Below are 5,417 nucleotides of genomic sequence, written 5' to 3'. Positions count from 1 at the left end.
CAGGCTGGGCTTTTGGAAGATCATTGCCATCGCCTTGCCTTTTGCAAGGGGTGGATTGCCTCCGTCAAAATATTCCTTTTTCAATTTTACAGCCAGATCGAGCAGGTCCTGAAGTTCTTCTGTAGCGTAATCAGATATTGCGAGAAAATCTTTCATTTTGGGTTCCTTCGTTTAATGATTTTATTTCTTACCACAAAGAAATCTTTATGGAAAGTTATTAGATTTTTGGCTGGCGAAATTTATTCCAGTATCGCATTAAACCTGCAGCGGATATGTAAAGGGGGTTGGTTACCTCAAGAGTTTTGAATTCTTCTTCACTGACACCTTTGGAAAAAGCTTCTTCTCTCATTCTAACTTTAATTATTTCAATAAACTCTTCAATGGTTGGCTCGGTTGGCATTACCTCGTCAACCAAAAAGGCTGCGTTATTAACTGCGGCGATAGTTAAATCCAAATGTTCCTCTGCATTTCCAAAAACAGCAGAATGAGTTGGGGCAATTCGATTAAAGTTTAGGGAAAGTAGTTTTTCAAGACTGGCTCGCCATTTTTCAAGATGTAATTCTGGTGGAACAAGGGGCAGGATGACGAAGTCTGAACCAGGCATTCGCATGCCGCCAATATCCCCGGTAAAAACGATATCACGCTCAATCCCATAGGCGATATGATGTTCTGCATGACCCGGAGTATGGATCGCGGTAATATCCAAATCACCAACGACGATTTTTTGCCCATCTTCCAAAATCATTAGTTTATCTTCAGGCACTGCGAGAAACCTTCCCCAGAGCTGATCCATTTTATCTTTATAGATCCGAGTTGCGCTGGCGATCAGTTTTCCGGGGTTGAGCAAATGCGGCGCTCCAACGGGGTGTACGCAAACCTGGACTCCCTGTTGCGCCAGCCATCCCGCCGCACCCGCATGATCAAGGTGGATATGAGTCAATAATACATGGGTAATATCATCAATTTTCAGCCCATGCGACTCCACTCCTTTTTGAAGAGCATCGGTCGTAGAACCGGGGCCAGATTCAACCAGTAGAGCCCCTTCTGAATGTGGAACAAGATAGGCCGAGATCGCATTCTTGCGATTTTGAAAATTCAGGTCTAGGGTGTGGACGGGGTGAACCACCGATTTGTCTCCTGATATGGATAATTTTTTGAGACACCAGATAAACCGGAGCCCAGATCAGCGCCGCAAGTAATATGGCAAACAGGCACATTAATATTATTCAACGATTCTACAAAGGCATCATTGGAATCTGGGCTGCCAAAGGAACCAGCATCCAATAATACTACAGTTGGATGCAAATTCCGGCGTAAGAGATCGTCAACTGCATGCATAACCTCGGGCCGGACAGAGGGTGTAATTATGACCACGCTGCTTCCTTGAAGCAGTTGCCCTGCCTGGGCTGCGACCAGGCCGTCAATCGATAAATTCCCTTCACCTTTTACGTATGCGAGTGTTTCCAATATTTTCTCTTCCTGGCGGAAGCTTTGGTCAGCGGGTATGGCAATATTTATCTGGCCTGCAGCGACAAGTCCCACCGCACGCCTTTGAGAAATAAAATAATGAGCCAGGGAGGCGGCAATTGCCACGCCATATTCAAAGGATGACGGAGGAATTTTAAAATCCGGTCTGTTGCCAAGCATCCATCCGTCCCAACGAAAAGCCAGGTCCTCGTCCACGAGCGATGCCTGAACTTCAGCTTCTGCATCGAGGAATATCCAGATTTCCGATTGCGGGTCCTGATCAAATTCCTTGACCATCAAACGTTGTTTACGCGCGGATGTGGGCCAATGGATTCGGCGAAGAGCGTCCCCGGGCGCATACTCTCGGATGCCAGCGGCGTGGGGAGTGATTCCGAGGGCTTTCTGCCGGACAACTTTGCCACCGGGCAGCAGTCCAGGAGAAGTGGGAAAGAAATCCACATTTGCAATGAAGGGTAATATAACCAGCTCAGACTCAGATGGAAAGGTTTTGATCATGTTGAATAATCCAAAAGGGTCGCGGGTGATGAGGGTTGTCGGCCCCAAAGAAAAGGCACCTCGTTGGGTGAGCCAGGTGTGGGCGAGATAGGAATGTTTATTCCGTTTTTTGATCCCCACCAGGAGCCGGGAACCGGCGGAGGTGGGCAAGTCGGTTTCGTCGCGAATTTCAACCCATGGACACAGCCAGGGATTCATATTCGATATTTCAAAATTTTCTTTGTAACTATCTCCAACGTTGGCGCGTAGAGAGCGCGACAAGCGGGTGAGTTTAAGTCCGGCGATAGAAAGCCTGACCCAAAGCCAACTGCCACCAATGATTAGGCATGCTAAATAAAACAGGCGCATGTAAATAGATGCCCGGGTCAATAGGACGCCGATGAGACTACCGAGGAAGAGCAAATATACGAAAATGCGGTTGGCTCTCATTATTTTTCAGCTTTTTGTAGCAATTTGAAAATCTCCCCCTGGAACAGGGATGCTGTGGGCAATTTCCCGTACGATCCGATCTGGGCTGAGTTCACCCATGCGTGCAGCAGGGCCAATGATGATCCGATGTCCCAAGACAGGTACGGCAAGAGCTTTGATATCATCTGGCAGGACGTGATCGCGTCCACGCAGCGCGGCGCGGGCTTGTCCAGTGCGGAATAGGGCCAGGCTGCCACGCGGGCTTGCGCCCAGGCGGATATCTCCACTCTGGCGGGTTTGTGTTGTTAATTCGACAATATACCGTTTGACCGCATCAGATACGTAAATCTCTTTGACGGCTTCAATAGCCTCCAGGATTTCTTCATTGCTTACGACGGCCTGAATGGTTTCAATTGGGTGTTGAATTTGCTGTTTTTCAAGAATGCGGATCTCGTCGGAGATGCTGGGATAACCAAGTTGGAGATGGAGCAGGAATCGATCGAGTTGTGCTTCAGGGAGGGGGAAGGTCCCTTCATATTCTATCGGGTTTTGTGTAGCCAGAACCATGAAGGGATGTGGCAGGAGGTGAGTGACCCCATCCACCGTAATTTGTCCTTCTTCCATGGCTTCCAGAAGGGCAGCCTGAGTTTTTGGAGTAGCGCGGTTAATTTCGTCGGCGAGAACGATTTGTCCGAGAAGGGGTCCAGGGCGAAACTCGAATTTGCGGGTCTCCTGATTATAGATGGAAACACCTGTTACATCACTGGGGAGCATATCCGGTGTAAACTGGATTCGATTAAACGTGGACGCGACCGATTTTGCAAGCGTCCGTGCAAGAACCGTTTTTCCAACGCCGGGCACATCTTCGATGAGGATATGTCCCTGAGAGAGAAGCCCGATTGTAATGAGGTCCAGAGCCGGGCGTTTGCCGATAATGACCTCTTCGAGATTGGTGATTAATCGTTTTCCGAATTCCTGTAGATCTATCATAGAAAATCCTCTTGCTGTTGTTGGACGTTTTAATAATTGGAATATGACAGCCTGATTGTAAGGGTTTTTAATGGGATGGGCAAGTAAATTTCCCGACCCTCTAAAACGCCGGTTTTTTTTCGATAACCTGATAGAATTTATTGGGGAGTAGCTAAATCGGTGTGTATCAAAGTGGCAAAGCTATGGCCCTGCGGGGATTTGTAATCCCCGCTTACATAGGAAAATGGCTGGATTACAAATCCAGCCAGAGCAGGTCATTATTTTAATTACACACGAAAATAGCCACTCCCATTTATTGAATTTCTTGCTATTTCTCCGTCCCTGAAGTATTCTTTAGCTATTCGTTCATATACTCAATTGGATACCCTATGACCCAATCTAACCCATCTGCATCTCCAAGCTGGAATTCTATGACCAAGCTGATCGTAACATTGATGACGATCACAATCATTACGGCATTATTGATACGTTTCCAGACCCTGATCGTTCCGCTGGCAATCGCTTTTATCCTGGCCTATCTTTTTCAGCCTGTTGCAGCATTGATTGATCGGATAACGCATCTTTCCTGGCGGATGTCCGTGGGGGTCACCTATCTCTTATTGATCCTTATCATCGCTTCCCTGCTTACGCTGGGAGGTTGGGGAATTGGTTCTCAAATACAAAGCCTGATCGATTTATTGCAAAATAGCCTCGATGAATTGCCAACCACGGTCAATAATACAGTCAAATGGGTCACCGAATCATCTCCTTTCCCACTTGATTTAAGTAGATTAAATCTTGAGACCGTTAGCCAGGAACTGCTTGGATATGTTCAGCCTGTTTTAGGTAGCACCGGGCAGGTTCTCGGATCGCTGGCGACTGGCGCTGCAGGATTTTTTGGGCTGTCGGCTTTTGTAATGCTGGTATCCTATTTCATTTTGTCTGAAAGTGGTGGTCTGCGCAAAAACCTTGTCAAGGTTGAAATTCCCGGCTATGTGGATGATATGAACAAGCTTGGTCAGGAACTTGGGCGGATCTGGAATGCATTTTTGCGCGGACAAATTATCATTTTTACCCTGGCATTCCTTTTTTATCTGTTTGTGCTCAGTGTTCTGGGCGTGCGCTATGCCATCGGGCTGGCCCTCCTGGCAGGTCTTTCCAAATTCCTCCCTTATATTGGACCGGCCCTGGTCTGGATTGCGCTGGCATTGGTCAGCTATATTCAGACGTTCAAACTCTTTGGTATGGAACCATGGGCATATACGTTAACCGTCATCCTGATTGCATTGATCTTTGACCAGCTGCTGGATGGTCTGATCACCCCCAGGATCATGGCCGATGCGCTCAGCGTTCACCCCGCCGCTGTGTTAGTCTCTGCCCTGGTCTTCGCCGATCTGATCGGCATTCTCGGGATTATCATTGCTGCCCCGATGTTGGCCACCTTCATTTTATTCGGGCGCTATGTTGCCCGGAAGATGCTGGATAGAGACCCCTGGTCTGAGAAAGAAAAGCGAGTAGAGCCGGCATCTTCGCTGAAAGTGCTGGAATCGGTACGCTCTTTCTTCGGTCGGCTGCCCCGCAAAAAAAATGGTAACCAGCCCAAGGCAGAGTCCGCCGACCCTTCCCCGCCGGAGGATTGATGTCAAAGGAAAACGATCGCACCGTCTGGTCTTCCTCACAGGGAGACGTACGTCAAAAGAGTCATCAATCGGTTTCAACTAAATCGCTACCAGCTACTCAACAAATAGTTTACCTTCACCGCGAATCGAAAGGACGTGGAGGAAAAGGCGTTTCACTGGTAAAGAATCTTGTCCTTCCTGAAAAAGAGTTGAAAGCCCTGGCGAAAAAACTTAAACAGGCCTGTGGCAGCGGTGGGACAGTAAAGGCTGGCGTGATCGAAATCCAGGGAGAGCATCGGGAAAAGATTGCAGAAGTTCTGAATAAGTTGGGGTATAAGACCAAAATCGCTGGAGGCTAAAGACCATCGGAGGTATAATAGCCGCCACGCACCCGTAGCTCAATGGATAGAGTAGCTGACTTCGAATCAGTTGGTTGGG

At 48.0% G+C, this 5,417-nt stretch carries 5 protein-coding genes and 1 pseudogene; 2 read left to right on the top strand and 4 right to left on the bottom strand.

Translation table 11 applies throughout. The features are described 5' to 3' along the window. The 4 genes and pseudogenes from AC3DOM_RS15325 to AC3DOM_RS15310 all read right to left on the bottom strand — a co-directional run. Positions 1–156, bottom strand: a pseudogene (locus AC3DOM_RS15325) (ornithine carbamoyltransferase); the annotation flags it as partial. Between the two features lie 61 nt (positions 157–217). Next, entirely contained in the window at positions 218–1,126 is a 909-nt protein-coding gene (locus AC3DOM_RS15320; RefSeq protein ID WP_487919915.1) for an MBL fold metallo-hydrolase, read from the bottom strand. Then, positions 1,102–2,412 carry a DUF58 domain-containing protein gene (locus AC3DOM_RS15315; RefSeq protein WP_487919914.1) on the bottom strand — a complete coding sequence of 437 codons (1,311 nt, stop codon included), beginning with the start codon at positions 2,410–2,412 and terminating at the stop codon, positions 1,102–1,104. The genes AC3DOM_RS15320 and AC3DOM_RS15315 overlap by 25 nt, the downstream gene beginning before the upstream one ends. Positions 2,413–2,418: 6 nt before the next feature. Beyond that, positions 2,419–3,381, bottom strand: a complete 963-nt coding sequence (locus AC3DOM_RS15310) for an AAA family ATPase (protein WP_487919913.1) — start codon at positions 3,379–3,381, stop codon at positions 2,419–2,421. A gap of 368 nt (positions 3,382–3,749) precedes the next feature. Between AC3DOM_RS15310 and AC3DOM_RS15305 the strand changes: the two genes are divergently transcribed. Beyond that, positions 3,750–5,000, top strand: coding sequence for an AI-2E family transporter (locus AC3DOM_RS15305; protein ID WP_487919912.1), 1,251 nt, complete (start codon positions 3,750–3,752; stop codon positions 4,998–5,000). Then, complete coding sequence (locus tag AC3DOM_RS15300; protein ID WP_487919911.1) at positions 5,000–5,338, top strand: stress response translation initiation inhibitor YciH; 339 nt, start codon at positions 5,000–5,002, stop codon at positions 5,336–5,338. The genes AC3DOM_RS15305 and AC3DOM_RS15300 overlap by 1 nt, the downstream gene beginning before the upstream one ends. The last annotated feature ends 79 nt before the right edge of the window (positions 5,339–5,417 follow it).

This window comes from Candidatus Desulfolinea nitratireducens, from assembly GCF_982879505.1.
Note: the sequence above shows the minus strand (reverse complement) of the source record. Positions and strands in the feature narration are given on the sequence as shown.

What these genes read in the sequence shown, in the direction of transcription:
- AC3DOM_RS15315 (WP_487919914.1), bottom strand. Translation starts at nt 2,412, where the DNA reads ATGAGAGCCAACCGCATTTTCGTATATTTGCTCTTCCTCGGTAGTCTC.
- AC3DOM_RS15310 (WP_487919913.1), bottom strand. Translation starts at nt 3,381, where the DNA reads ATGATAGATCTACAGGAATTCGGAAAACGATTAATCACCAATCTCGAA.
- AC3DOM_RS15305 (WP_487919912.1), top strand. Translation starts at nt 3,750, where the DNA reads ATGACCCAATCTAACCCATCTGCATCTCCAAGCTGGAATTCTATGACC.
- AC3DOM_RS15300 (WP_487919911.1), top strand. Translation starts at nt 5,000, where the DNA reads ATGTCAAAGGAAAACGATCGCACCGTCTGGTCTTCCTCACAGGGAGAC.